At 40.3% G+C, this 17,619-nt stretch carries 15 protein-coding genes; 9 read left to right on the forward strand and 6 right to left on the reverse strand.

Features of this window, described 5'->3' with window-relative positions; all coding sequences use genetic code 11:
* Positions 1-202: 202 nt before the first annotated feature.
* Positions 203-1,081: a glycine--tRNA ligase subunit alpha gene (gene glyQ, locus H6G79_RS30950; RefSeq protein ID WP_190594209.1), complete on the forward strand. Its 879-nt coding sequence runs from the start codon at positions 203-205 to the stop codon at positions 1,079-1,081.
* Between the two features lie 221 nt (positions 1,082-1,302).
* Here the strand turns inward: glyQ and H6G79_RS30955 are convergent, their stop codons facing one another.
* The 5 genes from H6G79_RS30955 to H6G79_RS30975 form a co-directional block, all read right to left on the reverse strand.
* Positions 1,303-2,094, reverse strand: coding sequence for an ABC transporter ATP-binding protein (locus H6G79_RS30955; RefSeq protein WP_190594210.1), 792 nt, complete (start codon positions 2,092-2,094; stop codon positions 1,303-1,305).
* Between the two features lie 13 nt (positions 2,095-2,107).
* Entirely contained in the window at positions 2,108-3,040 is a 933-nt protein-coding gene (locus H6G79_RS30960) for a branched-chain amino acid ABC transporter permease (protein ID WP_190594211.1), read from the reverse strand.
* Between the two features lie 23 nt (positions 3,041-3,063).
* Positions 3,064-4,014, reverse strand: coding sequence for a branched-chain amino acid ABC transporter permease (locus tag H6G79_RS30965; RefSeq protein ID WP_190594212.1), 951 nt, complete (start codon positions 4,012-4,014; stop codon positions 3,064-3,066).
* Positions 4,015-4,021: 7 nt separating this feature from the next.
* Complete coding sequence (locus tag H6G79_RS30970; RefSeq protein ID WP_190594213.1) at positions 4,022-5,239, reverse strand: ABC transporter substrate-binding protein; 1,218 nt, start codon at positions 5,237-5,239, stop codon at positions 4,022-4,024.
* Between the two features lie 197 nt (positions 5,240-5,436).
* Positions 5,437-6,588, reverse strand: coding sequence for an FAD-dependent oxidoreductase (locus H6G79_RS30975; protein WP_190594236.1), 1,152 nt, complete (start codon positions 6,586-6,588; stop codon positions 5,437-5,439).
* A gap of 69 nt (positions 6,589-6,657) precedes the next feature.
* Here H6G79_RS30975 and H6G79_RS30980 point away from each other — a divergent pair, with 69 nt between their 5' ends.
* The 7 genes from H6G79_RS30980 to H6G79_RS31010 all read left to right on the forward strand — a co-directional run bounded on the left by H6G79_RS30980 (position 6,658) and on the right by H6G79_RS31010 (position 15,830).
* Positions 6,658-7,167: a GNAT family N-acetyltransferase gene (locus H6G79_RS30980; protein ID WP_190594214.1), complete on the forward strand. Its 510-nt coding sequence runs from the start codon at positions 6,658-6,660 to the stop codon at positions 7,165-7,167.
* A gap of 464 nt (positions 7,168-7,631) precedes the next feature.
* The gene (locus H6G79_RS30985; RefSeq protein WP_190594215.1) at positions 7,632-9,491 is read left to right on the forward strand and encodes an NAD(P)H-quinone oxidoreductase subunit F; all 1,860 of its coding nucleotides are present in this window, start codon (positions 7,632-7,634) and stop codon (positions 9,489-9,491) included.
* 37 nt (positions 9,492-9,528) lie between these two features.
* Positions 9,529-11,031: an NADH-quinone oxidoreductase subunit M gene (locus H6G79_RS30990; RefSeq protein ID WP_190594216.1), complete on the forward strand. Its 1,503-nt coding sequence runs from the start codon at positions 9,529-9,531 to the stop codon at positions 11,029-11,031.
* Positions 11,032-11,064: 33 nt separating this feature from the next.
* A complete protein-coding gene (locus H6G79_RS30995; RefSeq protein ID WP_190594217.1) occupies positions 11,065-11,661 on the forward strand; it encodes a CDP-alcohol phosphatidyltransferase family protein in 597 nt (198 codons plus the stop codon).
* 27 nt (positions 11,662-11,688) lie between these two features.
* Positions 11,689-13,011, forward strand: coding sequence for a CO2 hydration protein (locus tag H6G79_RS31000; RefSeq protein ID WP_190594218.1), 1,323 nt, complete (start codon positions 11,689-11,691; stop codon positions 13,009-13,011).
* A gap of 387 nt (positions 13,012-13,398) precedes the next feature.
* Positions 13,399-15,528 carry a pentapeptide repeat-containing protein gene (locus H6G79_RS31005; protein WP_190594219.1) on the forward strand — a complete coding sequence of 710 codons (2,130 nt, stop codon included), beginning with the start codon at positions 13,399-13,401 and terminating at the stop codon, positions 15,526-15,528.
* Between the two features lie 71 nt (positions 15,529-15,599).
* On the forward strand, positions 15,600-15,830 hold the full coding sequence (locus H6G79_RS31010) for a hypothetical protein (protein ID WP_242048646.1): 231 nt from the start codon (positions 15,600-15,602) through the stop codon (positions 15,828-15,830).
* A 298-nt stretch (positions 15,831-16,128) separates the two neighbouring features.
* Here the strand turns inward: H6G79_RS31010 and H6G79_RS31015 are convergent, their stop codons facing one another.
* The gene (locus tag H6G79_RS31015; RefSeq protein WP_062294779.1) at positions 16,129-16,725 is read right to left on the reverse strand and encodes a glyoxalase-like domain protein; all 597 of its coding nucleotides are present in this window, start codon (positions 16,723-16,725) and stop codon (positions 16,129-16,131) included.
* Between the two features lie 198 nt (positions 16,726-16,923).
* Between H6G79_RS31015 and H6G79_RS31020 the strand changes: the two genes are divergently transcribed.
* Positions 16,924-17,562 carry a sigma-70 family RNA polymerase sigma factor gene (locus tag H6G79_RS31020; RefSeq protein ID WP_190594220.1) on the forward strand — a complete coding sequence of 213 codons (639 nt, stop codon included), beginning with the start codon at positions 16,924-16,926 and terminating at the stop codon, positions 17,560-17,562.
* Positions 17,563-17,619 lie beyond the last annotated feature (57 nt).

Below are 17,619 nucleotides of genomic sequence, written 5' to 3' on the forward strand. Positions count from 1 at the left end.
ATCTTTTCATGGTTCGGTTCCCTTCGAGCGAGCTTCGCTTTGCAGCGCCCCCTCTCTCAGGCACTTATCCAATATAACTAACCTTCCCCTCACTGTCAACCTCTTCTCTAAAAAAATTTTTCTCTCTCCTTGGAACTCTCTACTCATAGGCTTTCTAGTCCACAATAGTGAATGCACTGTACAGAGAAAGGAAGGGTAGAGCGTGAATTTTCAGTCAGTAATAGCCACACTACATCAATTTTGGAGCGATCGCGGTTGCTTGATCGCCCAGCCTTATGACATTGAGAAGGGTGCTGGTACTAAGAATCCCCATACATTTTTAAGGGCGTTGGGGCCAGAACCTTGGGCTGTGGCTTATATTGAACCATGTCGCCGCCCCACAGATGGTCGTTACGGCGAAAACCCTAACCGTTTCCAACATTATTATCAGTACCAAGTTTTAATTAAGCCTTCACCAGATAACATTCAAGAGATTTATCTTGATTCTTTGAGGGCTTTGGGTATTCGCCCTGAAGATCATGATGTTCGGTTTGTGGAAGACAATTGGGAAGATGCAACGGTAGGTGCTTGGGGAACTGGCTGGGAAGTCTGGTTAGATGGAATGGAAATTACTCAATTTACCTACTTCCAACAGTGCGGCGGTATAGACTGTAAGCCTGTATCAATTGAAATTACTTATGGATTAGAGCGGTTAGCGATGTATCTCCAGCAAGTGGAAGCAATTGTCAAGCTTCAATGGACAGATGACATTACTTATGGGGATGTTTTCTTGCAAAATGAGATTGAGCAGAGTACTTACAACTTTGAAGCATCAAATCCTGAGATGCTGCTCACACTGTTTAATTTGTATGAGCAGGAAGCTAATCAGTTAACAGAACGTGGGTTAGTCTTACCAAGCTTGGATTATGTGATGAAGTGTTCGCATACTTTCAATTTGCTGGATGCGAGAGGAGTAATTTCGGTAACGGAAAGAACTCGCTATATTGCGAGGATTCGTCATTTGGCGCGAAAAGTCGCACAACTATATGTAGAACAGCGAGAAAATCTGGGTTATCCTTTGTTGAAGAAAACCGCAGTGTGAGTTATTCCAACTGCAAAACTATATATAGGAATCCGGTTTGATTTCTGAATTTATTTGTGTAGGTAGGGAATAGGAAATGGGGAGTCGGGAGTAGGAAAGAAGCCTGATCTGAGTGTACTGATTTTTTCAGAAATCAAATATGAGTCCTATATATTTAGTTTTTGGCAAATCTTAGTCACCTCAATTCAAGTAACTGAGTTGGGTGGCTATGCCAACTAATGTTATTCATTTCCTAAATAAGCCTCGATGACTGCTGGATTATTTCTGACTACAGCCGGTTCACCCAAAGCAATTAATTGACCAAAATCTAATACAGCAATCCGATCGCACAAACCCATGACTAATGGTACGTGGTGTTCAATCAGAATGATCGTTAAGTTGAAGCGATCGCGGATATTGCGGATAAATTCGCTCAGTTGCTGTTTTTCACTGGGGTTCATCCCGGCTGCTGGTTCGTCTAAAAGCAAGATTTGTGGTTCTAAGGCTAAAGCACGGGCTATTTCTAAACGACGTTGATCACCGTAAGCGAAATTTTTAGCTTTTTCTGCTGTGCGATCGCTCAACCCAACTAATTCTAATAATTCTAAAGCTTTTTGCTTACTTTGATTTTCTTCAGTAGGAGCGGGTGGTAGTCCCAAAACTCCTGTAATCATATTACTTTTAGTATGCAGATGTCGAGCAATGATAACATTTTCTAAGGCTGATAATTCGCCAAATAAGCGAATATTCTGAAAGGTTCTCGCAATACCTAAAGCTGCAATTTGATGGGGTCGCAGTTGAGCAATTTCTTGACCTTGATAAATCAATCCACCCTCAGAAGGTGGAATCATGGCTGTAATTAAATTAAATAAAGTTGTTTTTCCTGCACCATTAGGGCCAATTAAGCCAAAAATTTCATGTTGATTAACTTTAAAAGAGACATTATTTACTGCAATTAAACCACCAAAGCGGCGCGTGAGTGAGTTTACTTCTAATATACATTTACTGTTATCTGAGGAATTAATTTCAGACATATTTATATTTAAATTATTTTCTGACTTTACCCATTTTAAAAATATCGGGTGTGACTAAACCTTGAGGAAAAAAGATAGTACCTATGACTATGAGTAAACCAAAAATAATTAATCTACCATCTCGGAGGAATTGGGCTAACCAACTTAACCAACCAGGAAAAATACCTGAGTCGGCGATACCGCGTAAAACTTCTGGTAGGGCTGTAAATACCATACCACCTACAACTGAACCTAAAAAAGTTCTGGAACCACCAATTAAGACAAAAGTTAGGTAAATAATACTGGCATCAAATGTGCCTTGCCTCGCATTCCAGGTGTTGAGAAAATGGGCGCTAATTGCACCTACAATACCAGCTAGAATTGCCCCCAAAGTAAAGGCTAAGACTTTGTAATAAGTTGGGTTAATTCCCATTGCACCGGCAGCTAATTCATCTTCGCGGATGGCTGTAAATGCTCTACCAACTCTGACTCTTTCTAACCGATAAAACAAGATCATACTAATCAAGAGCAATGGTAACGCAATCCAGAGGTATTCGATTTGTGTTTGGAAGGGTTGGGGTATACCAAAAATCCCGACAGCACCGCCTGTAATTTCTAAATTTAACGATAGAACTCGCAGAACTTCAACAAAAGCAATGGTGGCGATCGCTAGATAAATTCCCCGTAACCTTAATGCTGGAATACCTACTAATAAACCCAGTATCCCGGACACCAAGCCAGCGATTAACATTTCCAATAAAAGTAAATGTAGGGGAAATAAATTACTACTGGATGTAAATACTTTTGTGGATAAAATCGCTGCAATATATCCACCTAAAGCATAAAATCCTGGACTGGCTAAAGATAATTGTCCAGTCATTAAAGGTAGGTACAAAGAAAGTCCTAATAATGCTCCTAGCACCATTGAGACAATTAGTGAACCATAAGTTGAAAAAAATTCAGCCATAAATTGTCAGAATGCAGAATTTATTAGACTTTCTGAACGAACCGCCGACCAAGTAAACCTTGAGGTCTAACTAATAGCATGATAAACAATATGCCAAATGCTACAGCATCTTTGTAACCAGAGTATTCGGCGGGGACAAAAGCTTCTACTAAGCCGATGAGTAATCCTCCTAAAACTGCACCAGGAATACTACCCAAACCACCCAAGACGATCACGGCTAAACCCCGCAAACCAAAGGCGATCCCAAAGTATGGCCCTGCAATACTCACGCTGGATGCTACCAATGTTCCGGCTAATCCTGCTAAGAAACTGCTGATGAAAAATGTCAAAACAATAAAGCGATCGCTGTTAATTCCTAGTAAACTAGCTGTAGTTGCATCTTCGGCGATCGCTTGCATAGCCTTACCATATTTAGTTCGATTAATAAAATAGGTAAGAATTGCCACAATTACCATTGACACCACAAAAATTAATATCTGCACAGTGCGAATGGGAATTGGTTTTTCGACAGTGCCGAAGTTAATTGCAGGTGGTAAATTACCAAAAGTATTAGCGGGATATGTATAACTTTCTGCACCTACTAAATACTGAATTAAGTTAACAATTACTACTGCAACACCTAAACTAGAAACAACAGTTAATAAAGGGTCAGATCCTTGGCGGCGTAAAGGTAAAAAAGCAACACGTTCCATTGCAACTCCTACCAATCCGGCTAGGCTACTGCCAATAGTTAAGGATATGGCAAATGGTAATTGTACAGGTAGGGTCAGATTCGCCAGCAAGCCGTTAAACCCAAAAGTTCCACCCATGAGTGCGTAGGTGAAATACGCGCCAAGGGTAAAAATTGCACCATGAGCTAAATTAATGATGCCTAAAATCGAATAAACGAGGGTATATCCTAAAGCAAAAATTGCGTAGACACTGCCGATAGATAACCCATTTAACAATTGCTGAAAAAACAGACTAATATCCATGTAGCTACTATTTCAAAAATGTAAACTTACCTTTACTACCATCTGCTTCCATTTTGATTTGAGCTACGTAAAAATCTTTTTGTACTATTTCTCCTATGGGTGTAAAAGCAATTTCTCCGAGGGGTGTATTGTATTTACCAGTCAGTAGCTGTTTGTTCAATTCAGTCCGCAATGCTGGTAATTCTAACTTATTAACTTTACTTTTTTGATCTAAAGATTTTAGGGCTTCTACATATACCTGAACTGCGGCAAATGCTTGGGCGCTAAATTGTGGTGGTTCTTTTTTAAATTGGTCTAGATATGCTTGACGAAATTTAGTATTAATTTCGCCAGGATGTTCTGGACTGTATGCTTGAGCAATTAGTACACCATTGCAAAGCGCCTTACAAACTGGGAAAATATTAGATGTATTAAGACCATTACCACCAACAATTAAGCCTTTATAACCTAATTCTCGCAGTTGTCTAACTAAGTTACCACCATCAGCAGCTAACCCAGAAATAATTACTAAATCTGGTTTGAGGTTAATTGCATTGGTGGCTTGGCTTTGGAAATCTGTATCGCTAGTTTGGAATTTTTGGACTGTAACTAGTTCTAAATTCTGTTCTTTAACTGTTTGCTGAAAAATTTCGGTTTCTGATTTGCTAAATGCGTCATTTTGCGCGAAGAAAACAGCAACTTTTTTAATGTTAGGATTTATCTTGAGCGCAGCTTTAATTGAATTTGGTGCTACTACAGAAACTGGTGCGGAAACCCGCGCAATATAATCACCTATTTCTGGTATACCTTTGGCTGTATTTGAGGGTGCAAGTACAGGAATTTTAGCCCGTTCAGCAATGGGATTAGCACTAAAGGCTTGTTGTGATAAAGTCGGGCCGACAATCCCCACAACTTTATCTTTATTAATTAATGCTTGAAAGGCGTTAATTGTACCAGCTTCATCGCCAGCAGTATCTTGAAAGACTAATTTAATAGGTGTACCATTAATTCCACCTTGATCGTTAAAATATTTTTCAGCAATTTTAGCGCCAGCTACTTGTTCTTGTCCAAGTAAAGCAACATTACTGGTTTGGGCTACAGCAATCCCTATAGGAATAACTGTTGATGTTTGTGGAGTTGCATTATTATTTGCCGGATTTGTGCTAATGGTAGAGCTACTACAGGCAGTGAAAAATAAAGCGCAAATGGGTAGTAATGCTGTGGTACGAAGAAAGGCAGTGTTCATTAGAAATATTTATGTAGTTATGAGAAATGCCAAAAAGTTAGTTATTAAATCATTTTTATTTGACCATGCAAATGTAACTGTTCAAAGTGTTAATCAATACATTTTTTAAGAATGCAGATATAAAAAGCAGATGAATTTGCTAACTGTTGGGGTCAACGAGAAAGTTATAGTTCATAATATCTTACTCTGTGTTGCGCTTACACACTCAAAATTTGCATAAAGCGGCGGTCAATCCAATCTTTCCAGCACCATAGTAAAGGGTGGGGTGGTAAGGTGAATGCGCCTTTGGTAGCGATCGCTCTTTTGTCCCCTGTACCAATTAAACTTAAGTATTGTTGCTGTGGGATGTAAGCTTTGGGCGGTTTGCCTAAAATCATTCGTTGCAAGTTTTCAAATAACGGCTTACCTTGACGCACTGCAAATACACCAGCTTTGGGACGTGGATGATTTACCATTGTGGCAATATCACCAGCAGCAAATACCTGCGGATGGGTTTGAGATTGCAAGGTGTCGTTAACTAAAATAAAGCCTTGTGAATCAGTTCCGAGTCCGGTAGTTTTTAACCAGTCTGCTGCTGCTGCTTGTGTTACCCAAAAAACTTTGTCACACTCTACCACTAGCCCCGATTCAGATTTGACTGCTAATAATTCTTGATTTATCTGTGTAATCTGAGAAACAGACTCGCCTAGATGCAGCTTAATACCTCGACGAGTTAAAACTTGTTTTACTTGACGCTGCACTGAGTGATGATTATGCGGCAAAATTTTCTGATGGCGATGAAATAAATGAACTTCCAGATTTTGAACTGGTTGCTGGTTCGCAATCAAGATTTGCTGTAAATGTGCTTGCATTGCGAGTGCTAATTCTACGCCACCCACACCACCACCGACAATTGCTATTTTGAGTTGCTGCTGAGGATTTTCGTGAACATTTTGCAGTAGTTTATACCAACAGTCTAGGAGTTTGGCTACTGGTTTAGCTGCAATAGCGTATTCGGCTGCACCTGGTACAGAGATTGTCGCGGGAGTGCTGCCAATATCAATAGACAGTACATCAAAATTTATCGGCGGACGATTAGCACAAATTACTTGACGATTTTCTAAATCTAAACCAATGGCTCGGTCTACATATAAATGTGTATGGGCAAAGTCAGCTAATCTTGACAAATTAATGTGGCACTCATCGTAACTATATAATCCAGCAATGTGTCCGGGTAACATTCCTGAATAAGGTGTGTCTAATGCTGGGGTAATTAAAGTTAAACGTACTCCTGGTAGTGGTTTCATCCCAAACATTTTGAGGGCGATCGCATGACTATGACCACCACCAACTAGTACTAAATCAGGCATAGAATTCTTTCGATGAACACTGTATGATTTTTGAATATTTTCTACAATATCCTTTCCGACACGGTAGCGATGACTATCCGCCATGCGACTGAAGCTGATTTACCTGCGATCGTAGCTATTTATAATGCGGCAATTCCTAGCCGTCTCGCTACTGCTGATTTAGAACCTGTATCTGTGGAAAGTCGGCGCACTTGGTTTCATGGGCGATCGCCTCATTTTCGCCCTTTGTGGGTAATTGAACAAGAAGGCAAAATTGCTGGCTGGCTGAGTTTCCAATCATTTTACGGTCGCCCAGCTTATCAAGCTACTGCCGAAATTAGTATTTATATCGCCCCAACTTTTCATCATTGCGGTTTGGGACGACGACTGTTAAGCCTTGCAATTTCCGAAAGCCCCAATTTAGGTTTAAAAACGCTCTTAGGCTTTATCTTCGCCCATAATCACCCCAGCCTCAAGCTGTTTGAAACATTAGGTTTTCAACGTTGGGGATATTTACCGCAAGTAGCAGAACTAGATGGGGTCGAACGGGACTTAATTATTATGGGTTTGCGAATTGGGGAAAAGAAGTCTGAAGTGTGAAAAGTAGGTGAAAAAGTTGTTTATATTTGTACTTTTTTATACACAAACTAGTTTTATCCCAGGAAATGAGTAATAATTACTATAGGACTCATATTTGATTTCTGAAAAAAATCAGTACAGCCAGATCAGCCGTCTTCCCTACTCCCCATTCCCTACTCCCTGCTTACACAACTAGATTCAGGAATCAAACCGTATTCCTATATATTGGTTTATGTATAGAAAACCATAGACATAAATCAATAGTTATCATCTATTAATTCAATCCATAGATATATAAGAATTAATTAGAGTAATTATCGCTGATTTATCTAATCAACTAATTCCCTTTTGCCTCAGATAACGGTAAGCTTAATCTAACAAAATTAAGCAAATATAAACTTGCGTTTTTGAATAGTGCATAGTGGCGGGATCAAAGCAATTTGGTGCCAAAACACTAATTTCTGTTTAAATCTAGGGGTATTTTCATGGCTCAGTTTCTACTAGAGACTGTTTGGCTAGTTCCTTTATATGCCTTAATTGGTGGGCTTTTAGCCGTACCTTGGTCGCCGGGGATCATCCGCAAAACTGGGCCAAGGCCAGCAGGTTATGTAAATTTAGTAATGACATTTTTGGCGTTTGTCCATAGTGCGATCGCCTTACAAGCAACTTGGAATCATCCACCCCAAGAAGTATTTATTCATTGGCTATCAACAGCAGGTTTAGATTTGACCATTGCTGTTGAACTTTCGTCAATTAGTGTAGGCGCGTTAGTAGTAATCAGTGGTTTAAATTTGTTAGCACAGATTTACGCTATTGGTTACATGGAAATGGATTGGGGTTGGGGACGCTTCTATTCTTTATTAGGACTATTTGAAGCGGGATTGTGCGCCCTTGCCTTATGTAATAACTTGTTCTTTAGTTATGTAATCCTCGAAGTCCTCACCTTGGGAACCTACCTGTTAGTAGGTTTATGGTTTAGTCAACCCTTGGTGGTAACAGGTGCGAGAGACGCTTTCTTAACCAAACGGGTAGGAGACTTGTTTCTGCTGATTGGGGTTTTAGGTTTATGGCCTCTGGCGGGAACTTGGGATTACAACGAACTGGCTGTATGGGCGAAAACTGCGGAAGTTGACCCGACAGTAATTAGTTTAGTGGGTTTAGCCTTAATTGCCGGGCCGATGGGTAAATGCGCCCAATTCCCCCTGCACTTGTGGTTAGATGAAGCGATGGAAGGCCCTGTTCCCAGTACAATTTTGCGGAACTCGGTAGTCGTAGCCAGTGGTGCATGGGTACTGATTAAACTGCAACCCGTGTTAACTTTATCACCCCTAGTTTCTACTGTGATGGTAGCGATTGGGGCAGTAACAGCTATTGGTGCTTCGTTAATTGCGATCGCACAAATTGACGTGAAACGCTGCCAATCTTATTCTGTGAGTGCTTACATGGGCTTAGTGTTCATCGCTGTAGGCACACAGCAAGATGATGCTGCACTGTTATTAGTACTTACCCATGCCTTATCTGCTGCCTTGTTAGTAATGAGTACTGGCGGCGTGATTTGGAATAGCATCAGCCAGGATGTCACCCAACTAGGTGGTTTATGGTCACGTCGTCCCATCTCTGGTTTAGCGTTTATTATCGGCACATTAGGATTAATTGGGTTTCCACCCCTTGGTAGTTTCTGGGCATTGATGAAATTAGCCGATGGGTTATGGGAAACTCAACCTTGGCTAGTTGGGATAGTTATAGCAGTTAACGCATTAACAGCCGTTAGTTTAGCTAGAGAATTTGGCTTGATTTTTGGTGGTAAACCTAAGCAAATGAGTGAGCGATCGCCAGAAGTTCACTGGCCGATGGTGTTGCCAATGGTGATTTTATTCGGATTTGTCCTCCATTTACCTTTAGTGTTGCAAAGCTTATCACTCTTACCCGACTGGGCAAGCCTCAATAAAGATGTTGCACTCCTACTAATTTGGTCGAGTATTTTTGGTTGTAGCGTCGGTGGCGTAATTTATCTTGGCAACATTCCCAAACCAGTCCGCCTACCTTGGAAAGGTTTGCAAGACTTGTTAGCTTACGACTTTTACACCCCCAAACTCTACCGCCTAACCATCATTTTCAGCGTTGCCCAACTGGCAAAATTTGCTGATATGGTTGACCGCTTCGTAGTAGATGGCATTGTTAACTTTGTTGGGTTGTTCTCCCTCCTCGGTGGCGAAGGCTTGAAATATAGCACCTCTGGACAAACCCAAACTTACGCCTTCACAGTCCTTTTAGGCGTTGGTCTTTTAGGCGCTTGGGTGACATGGCCATACTGGGGCGTACAGTTTCTAGAGTTAATGTTTTAGTCATTTGTCATCTGTGGTTATAAATCCCTAAATTACCATGCTGAGTGTTTTAATCTGGACACCAATCATCGCTGCTTTAATTATTGGGTTTTGGCCTAGTAATGCTATTCCACCAAATCGCGTGCGCTTGGTAGCCCTTACCATATCTGGTTTAATCCTGTTGTGGAATCTATTCATCCTATTTAAATTTGACCTCAGCACTCCTGGGATGCAGTTTCAAGAATATCTACCTTGGAACGAAACCCTCGGTTTAAGTTATCAATTAGGAGTGGATGGGCTATCAATATTAATGTTGATTTTGAATAGCCTCCTGACTTGGATTGCTATTTACAGCAGCAGCAAAGATACAGAAAGACCCCGCCTATTTTACTCAATGATTTTGTTAGTAAGTGGCGGCGTTGCTGGTGCTTTTTTGGCAGAAAACTTACTGTTGTTTTTCCTGTTCTACGAATTAGAATTAATTCCCTTTTATTTATTAATTTCAATTTGGGGCGGCGAAAAACGGGCTTACGCTGGCATTAAATTTTTAATTTACACGGCGGTTTCCGGCGCATTAATTTTAGCCACCTTTTTAGGTATGGTGTGGCTGACAGGTTCCACAAGCTTTGCCTTTGATGCTGTCTCCACTCAAACCCTGTCTGCTGGACTGCAACTGCTGTTACTAGCAGGAATTATCCTTGGTTTTGGCATCAAAATTCCTCTCGTTCCCTTCCACACTTGGCTACCTGATGCTTATGTGGAAGCTTCCGCACCCATCGCCATTTTGTTAGGTGGTGTATTGGCAAAGTTGGGAACATACGGTTTATTGCGGTTTGGCATGGGGATGTTCCCCAACGCTTGGAGTACTGTTGCCCCAACCTTGGCAATTTGGGGGGCAATTAGCGCGATATATGGGGCAGTAGTAGCGATCGCCCAAAAAGATATCAAGCGGATGGTAGCATACAGTTCTATCGGTCACATGGGCTATGTATTGCTTGCCAGTGCTGCTAGTACTTCCCTCGCCCTAGTTGGTGCAGTTTCCCAAATGTTCAGCCACGGTATCATCCTTGCCATTCTCTTCCATTTGGTAGGAGTCGTGGAGGCTAAAGCCGGCACACGCGAGTTAGACAAACTCAACGGTTTAATGAGTCCAATTCGTGGCATACCTTTAATTAGTGCCTTACTTGTATTAAGTGGCATGGCTAGTGCTGGTATTCCCGGTTTAACAGGATTTATCGCTGAATTTATCGTCTTTCAGGGCAGTTTCTCTGTTTTCCCCATTCCGACAATATTATGCGTTGTCGCCAGTGGTTTAACGGCGGTATATTTCGTCATCCTGCTGAACCGCACCTGTTTTGGTAGACTCGACAATGATTTAGCCTACTATCCCAAAGTTTTGTGGTCAGAGAAAGTACCAGCCTTAATTTTGGCAGTCCTCATCATCTTTTTAGGAGTCCAACCTACTTGGTTAGTGCGCTGGAGTGAAACCACAACCACGGCAATGGTAGCAGCAATTACCCCTGCGGAAAAAACCGTAATTTCTCAGGTTGCGTTGAAGTAAAAAGAGAATTACGCAACCGATACAGGAGAAAATATGAATCTCACCTTAATTCCCAGTGGTCTTGTAATGTTCCGCTTCTTAATAGCACCCTTCCTCCTGTGGGATGCTTGGGATGGTGATACGAGTATTTGGTTTTTAGTAGGTTTTACTGCTGCTTTTCTTTCCGACATTTTTGATGGCATTATTGCCCGGCGACTTGGTGTTAGCAATGCCAAATTGCGACAAGCTGATAGCTGGGCTGATACCTGCCTTTTTAGTTGTATCTTTTTAAGTGCTTGGCTGGGATACCAAGATATTTTGATAGCTTATTGCCTTCCTTTATTGATGGTGATTTTTGCTCAAATTGTGTGGTGGATAGTGAACTTAATTAAATATGGTAAACCCGCCAGCTATCACACTTACTCAGCTAAGTTTTGGGGAATTACATTATTTATTGCCATTGTGGCATTGTTTGGATTTAACTACGCTGGCATAACTTTATGGCTAACTTGTATTGCCGGAACTATTTACAGCATCGAAGAAATTGCGATGACGTTAATATTGCCAGTGTGGACGCATGATGTTTTGAGTATTTTTCATGCTTTAAAAATACGTCAGCAATTACAAAAAACCGATATTTCTACTGTCTAAAAATACATTTAATATCCAGGAACCAATATGGTACAAACTCCAGAAAAACCTGTTACTAAAATCCCACCTTCAAAACATGAATTTGCGGAAGTAATTCATCGTTTAGAAGCTGGCGGTTCAATGTTACCAGACACGCCAGAAAACTTAATGCAAATCATCGGGATTTATAAAGCTTACGCTGTCCCGATGGATTTTTACTGGCGTGACTTATTATATATAGCTGAACAGGTATTTTTAGAGCCATTTGCCTTTTTTAAATACTTCTTACCCAAAGAGTATTTAGACCTGCATAATCATTACGCTGGCGATACTGCTGATTTAAGAATTTGGCGTGGTGAAGCAACAGCCCATCCTGAACTTTTGGCATTTATGGAAAAGGGTGAAACCTTGAAAATGCCAAAATTATTGCATCACTTATTCCACGATCGCATCAACATGGAATTTGCGGAAGCTTGTATGCGGGCAATGCTTTGGCATAGACAGATGTATGCGCCAGTCAATCAATTTGATGCGTATCTCGACTCCGAAGAATACAAAGCCAACGCCGACAGGGCAATTAAAGCTTACTTCCAAGGCAACCCCGTAATGCTGGGACTGTACAAACTGTTTCCTGATATGTTTTTGGAACAGTGCCGCCAGATGTCCTACTACTCTAACCTCGGCTTGTTCTGGGAAGTCATGGCCCCGGTATTCTTTGAAATGTCCGACATCTACGACGAAGGTGGGTTTAAGGGTGTACCTGACGCAATGAACTTTTTGGTCAATGGCATATTTGCGATCGCAGGTCGTCCCATTTACCATCATGTTTATATCCGTGGCGAATGCTACGAAATTATCCCCAAATCAAAAGGCTTCACCTGGCTGTACGAAGCAGCATTACCCTACGTAGAAGCTGTATTCTACCGCACCGCCCCCTTCAGAGGCACAAAATCTTACAACGCCCAAGCCGGACAAGTGCCAGATGACCAAAAAGATTTCCACTACGGCATTCTCTACGCCGATGTCTTTCCTGTGGGAACTGCTGGTATTCCACCAACATTATTAATGCAAGATATGTTGCACTTTTTACCACAATATCTTGTTGATTATTACAAACAACATTGCCGTGGTGAAGACGATATGTTGATTCAGTTGGGTATTAGTTTCCAACGCTCAATGTATAACGTTACTTCTGCCGTTATTCAAGCCCTAAGAACTGCACTTTTATATCCCTTAGATGACCCTAATCCTAAACATTTGCAAGCCAATCGTGAGTTTTTTGAACAGCAATTAAATCGCTTTACCCGCGCTGATTATGGTATGCGTGATGCTGCCCGTCTACGGAATATTCAAACCCCAGATTATCGTTAATTAAATAGCAAGGGATTTTACACGGATTTCTCAAGGGATATTAGGTCAAAATTCCACATAATTTACCCCAGAAAGGTGATTATGTGGAAAAATTCTGTATAATATCTAAAAAAGGTCTAAACAAGAAGCTTTCCCTAGATTTTTGATCGGGGATACTTCTATTACAATTTATGAAGACGATACACGGAAAATTTCTGTGTAACAAATAGTTGTGCTGTTTTGTGTTACTGGGTGGGGGTAATACCTGAAAGATATTAATTGGTAGTGTTTATTATTTATAGCTTGCCTGGCATTTGATTAACAAGTACGGGCAAGAAAAGTGAAGCTAAGGTAAAAAAATTCAGGCTACTATTCCCCGTAAGTTTAAAATTACCCGTTTCTACTTCTATGAAGAATTTTTCTGGTCAAAACCTACGCGGGCGTAACTTTAGTGGTCAAGACCTGACAGGTGCAGATTTTAGTGATGCAGATATTAGGGGTGCAGATTTTAGCAATTGTATTTTGCAGATGTCGAGTTTTAGAGGAGCAATAGCAGGAGTACAAAAACGATGGATAGCCATCAAGTTTATCGCTGCTTTTATCTTATCAATTATTTTAAACTTTCCCATACTACTATCTAACATAGTTATTACATTATTTCCATTATTAATATCCCCAGACATAAAAGGCTGTATAGTTTCTTTTAGTATTTTGGCAATTACTGAGTTCATCATATTCGGTTTTGTTCGTGAAGGCTTTACTTTACCAATACTAATTCAAGTAATGTTATTGTCTGCTTTATCTTCATCCCTTCTGTTCTTTAAAGCTGACATATTTATAGTATTTGTATTTTTCTTATGGATGCTTGCACCATCACTTATTAGCACTGGTGGGATGGTACTAACAGTTATATTTGGTGCAGCAGGAATGGGTGCAGGCAAAACGATGGTAACTGGCTCATTAATGGGTTTAGTAACAGTACTGTTGTTATTGGGTAGTATTGAATTTTTGTTACAATATATACCTCTGGATGTGTATAAAGATTTAGGATTAACAATAAAATTTAATTTCCTGGTAATTTCCTTTATATTTGTAACTAGCGCAACAGTAATTAACTTTCTGCTCTATTTCCTCATGGCAAACAAGGCTCTTCGCGGAGATAGAAGATTTTTTCTTGTTCGTTTTGTTAGTGTTACCTATAGAACAGTCGGAGCAACTTCTTTTGCTGGTGCTGATTTAACTAACGCCGATTTTACTAATGCTAGATTGAAGAACACGAACTTTCACCGTTCTCGTAAGCAAAATACAATTATTACTCATGCCTGCTGGCGAGGTGTTAAAGAACTTGATACAGCTCGTTTGGGAAATTCGATCTTAGACAATGCTCAGGTTCGTCAACTCCTTATTACAGGAAAAGGTATTAACCAAAAATACTCTGCTTTATATCTAAATGGAGCTAACCTTGTTAAAGCTGAACTGAATGGATCTGACTTCAGAGAAGCAGATATTAGCAATGCTATTCTCATGAATGCAGACCTGCAAAACGCAAATCTTACAGAAATAAAGGCTATTGGCACTGATTTCTCTAGGTCTTATATGACTGGAGCGTGTATAGAAAATTGGAATATTGATGTAACAACTAAACTTGATGATATTAACTGCCAGTACATCTACCTCCTCACAGAACAGCAAGAGCGTCGCCCCAACAGTGGTGAGTTTGCTCCTGGTGAGTTTACCAAGCTTTTTCAGGAAGTTCTTAGTACTATTGATCTCATTTTTCAAAATGGCGTTCATTGGAAAGCTTTTATTGCGGCGTTTAACAAAGTTCAAGTTGACAATGAAGGTACTGAACTCACTGTTCAAAGTATCGAGAATAAAGGGGACGGCGTAATCATCGTTCGGGTCAATGCATCATCAGAAATCAACAAAAGCAAAATTCATTCTGATTTCATGCACCAGTATAAGTCAGAATTAAAATTTCTTGAAGCTCAATACAAGGTGCAACTAGAAGCAAAAGAGAGTGAAATCAGTATTTATCGTGAACAAAGTGTAAATATGTGGGCAGTAATCAATTCTCTTGCCAATCGTCCAATTAGTTTCCAAACCACTGCAAAAGTTATGAATAACAGTCCAGAGCAAAGTCAATCTATTAGCGTTGGTGAAAGTTTAAGCATTAACGCTACCAACTCTGTTGTCAACTTGCGAGATTTAAGTGGAACTGTTACTAACACAATTAATCAATTGTCTCCTAACGCCACTTCTGATGAATCTAAGCTGAAAAATTATCTTGAAGAACTGCAACAAAATATTGAAGCCTCAGAACTGAATGATTTAGATAAGGCTGATGCGCTTGAACAGATCAAAACTCTTGCTGAATTGGCAAAACATCCTTCTAAGGCAGATAAGGAAACTATTGGACGTAGAGCTATTAAAATCCTCAAAGCTACTGTTGATGCTGTTCCAAAAGCTACTCAACTTATTGAATCTTGTGCAAAACTGCTACCCTTGATTACTCAAGCATTAGGTTTGCCAATGTAAGAAGTAATCTTGAATCAGTCACCTACTTAAAAATAAGCGTTTCAATCAACTCAGTTTCACAAGCAGCTTTGATGATGATTACCCTTGACCAAGTGCTGGAAACCGCTTTGCAATTACCCTACGAGCAACAAGAAATGTTCATTAAAATTCTCCAAAATCGCCACCACCAAAGCCGTCAAGATGAAATTGCTGCGGATACTCAACAAAGTTTAGCTGATTTCAGTGGAGGTAGTTTTCAGCCTCTATCAGCCAAAAGTGTAATTGCTCAATTGCGCGAATCTTTGAACCAAGAAGAAGAATGAGACTTCTGGTTTTAACGCCGAAATTTAAGTGAGCATTCTGTAAATTTGTGAAACGAAATGCTGACCTTCAGCAACAAATTGAAGACACTCTTCCGCAAATGGAAGCAAGAATAATTAACCGCAGATGGACGCAGATAAATTTGTACCTCAACAGACGAGTAAAGGCTGTAGTGCAAATACTAACATTAATCAAAAAAGTCTTGAAAAACTTACTATTATTTTGCAGTGACCCAAAATAAATGTAGAGACATAGCATTACTACGTCTCTACATTTTTTCTCAATTTTTCACTTCTCTAATTAATTCGCTACTTCAGCGAGTTCAATAATCCGCCCTTCATAGTCTTTAATTAAGAAATTTAAAGGCTTTTGGTTGCGAATTTTAAATTTTAAACCACGGGTTTCTACCCGCAATAAAATCATTTCTAAGCAGTCACGGTCAAAACAAACGTGACGCTGTTGATTTTTGCTGCCTAAACTCGCTCCGGTAATGACGTGTAGCTGGGTATTCTTTTTCAGTTGATACCAGAGTCCTTCGTTGGCATTGTTCATTGTTTTGCCCGACCAACTAGGACTGGCGGACATATACAAAGGATCTATCGCTGTTGTGCCGATGGTTTGTTCATAGTTGTAGTAGTAGTGCAGAGGCACTTCTGCGGCTGGTAAATCGAGTAGCCCTTCGTACAACTGTCGAGCAATTTCCAAATCTGACACCATCACTGTGTGAACTTTGGGCGCACTGCTGAGAAACATCCACATCGCACCAGCATAAGCCGCCAGCAGCATGACCATAATGCCTTGAGTCGAAAACAGACTATCTAAAGGCAGGGATGGTAAAAATGAGCCAAAAGTCAACGGGGCAAGTAAAAACTGCATTACATTAGCTGCTATAACCATGAACAAATTGAAGATTGTATAAGGGAGCCGCTTTTATTTTTATTGATAGAGACTAATATTAAGTCCTTGTCTTTAGTGTATCAATACTAAAGTGGTCTGATCTGGGACAGCAAACAGACATAAACGAAAATTTTACGGTTTGCACTCTGGGGCTATTGTTATAAACATTAATCTTAACAACTCTTAGCGAAAAGGCTTATGCAAATTCCTCATTTTCCCGAAACAAATCACCCGCTAGTTAAGTCGCTGTTTCATCACAATGACCAGGAACTGCTGAGTCTATTTCAACGATATCCAGAGGCTGGCAAGTATTTCACGGTGATTTTTTGTCGTTACAGCCCGATTGTATATACTTTAATTCAACATTCAGCGCGATCGCCTGTCCAGGCAGATTATCTGTTTGCCCTGACTTGGCGACATATCTATTACGAACTGGGCGGACTGGATTTAGAAAACCCCCAACCCGGACAAGAAGGTTTAACCTTACAAAATTGGCTAATTAACATCACAGCTTTTTGTATTAACGAGATTGAACTTCCACCTACGGAAGCCATTCATTATTCGCTGCAAGCCACTTCGCCGCCTTTATGGTGTTATGTGGAAAAAGCTTTAGACCAGCTACCCCCGATTTTACGTTTGATGGTGTTGATGGCACAAACTTTCCATTGGAGTGAAACCAGAATTGCAGCTTATTTGCAAGCGGAAGGTGAAAGAATTGCCCCTGCCGAAGTAGCCAATTTTCTCCAGGAAGGCTATCGTATGCTAGAGGCTAAATTACCTGCTGACATCCGCTCTATATACCTGGGAGAAGATTTGGTTCTATCATCAACTACGTAATATTGCTGGTGTTATTGGTAATTATGCCGCACAAAATAAAACTTTTACTGAAACTTT

The organism is Anabaena sp. FACHB-83 (assembly GCF_014697485.1).
Classification (GTDB): Bacteria; Cyanobacteriota; Cyanobacteriia; order Cyanobacteriales; family Nostocaceae; genus Nostoc_B.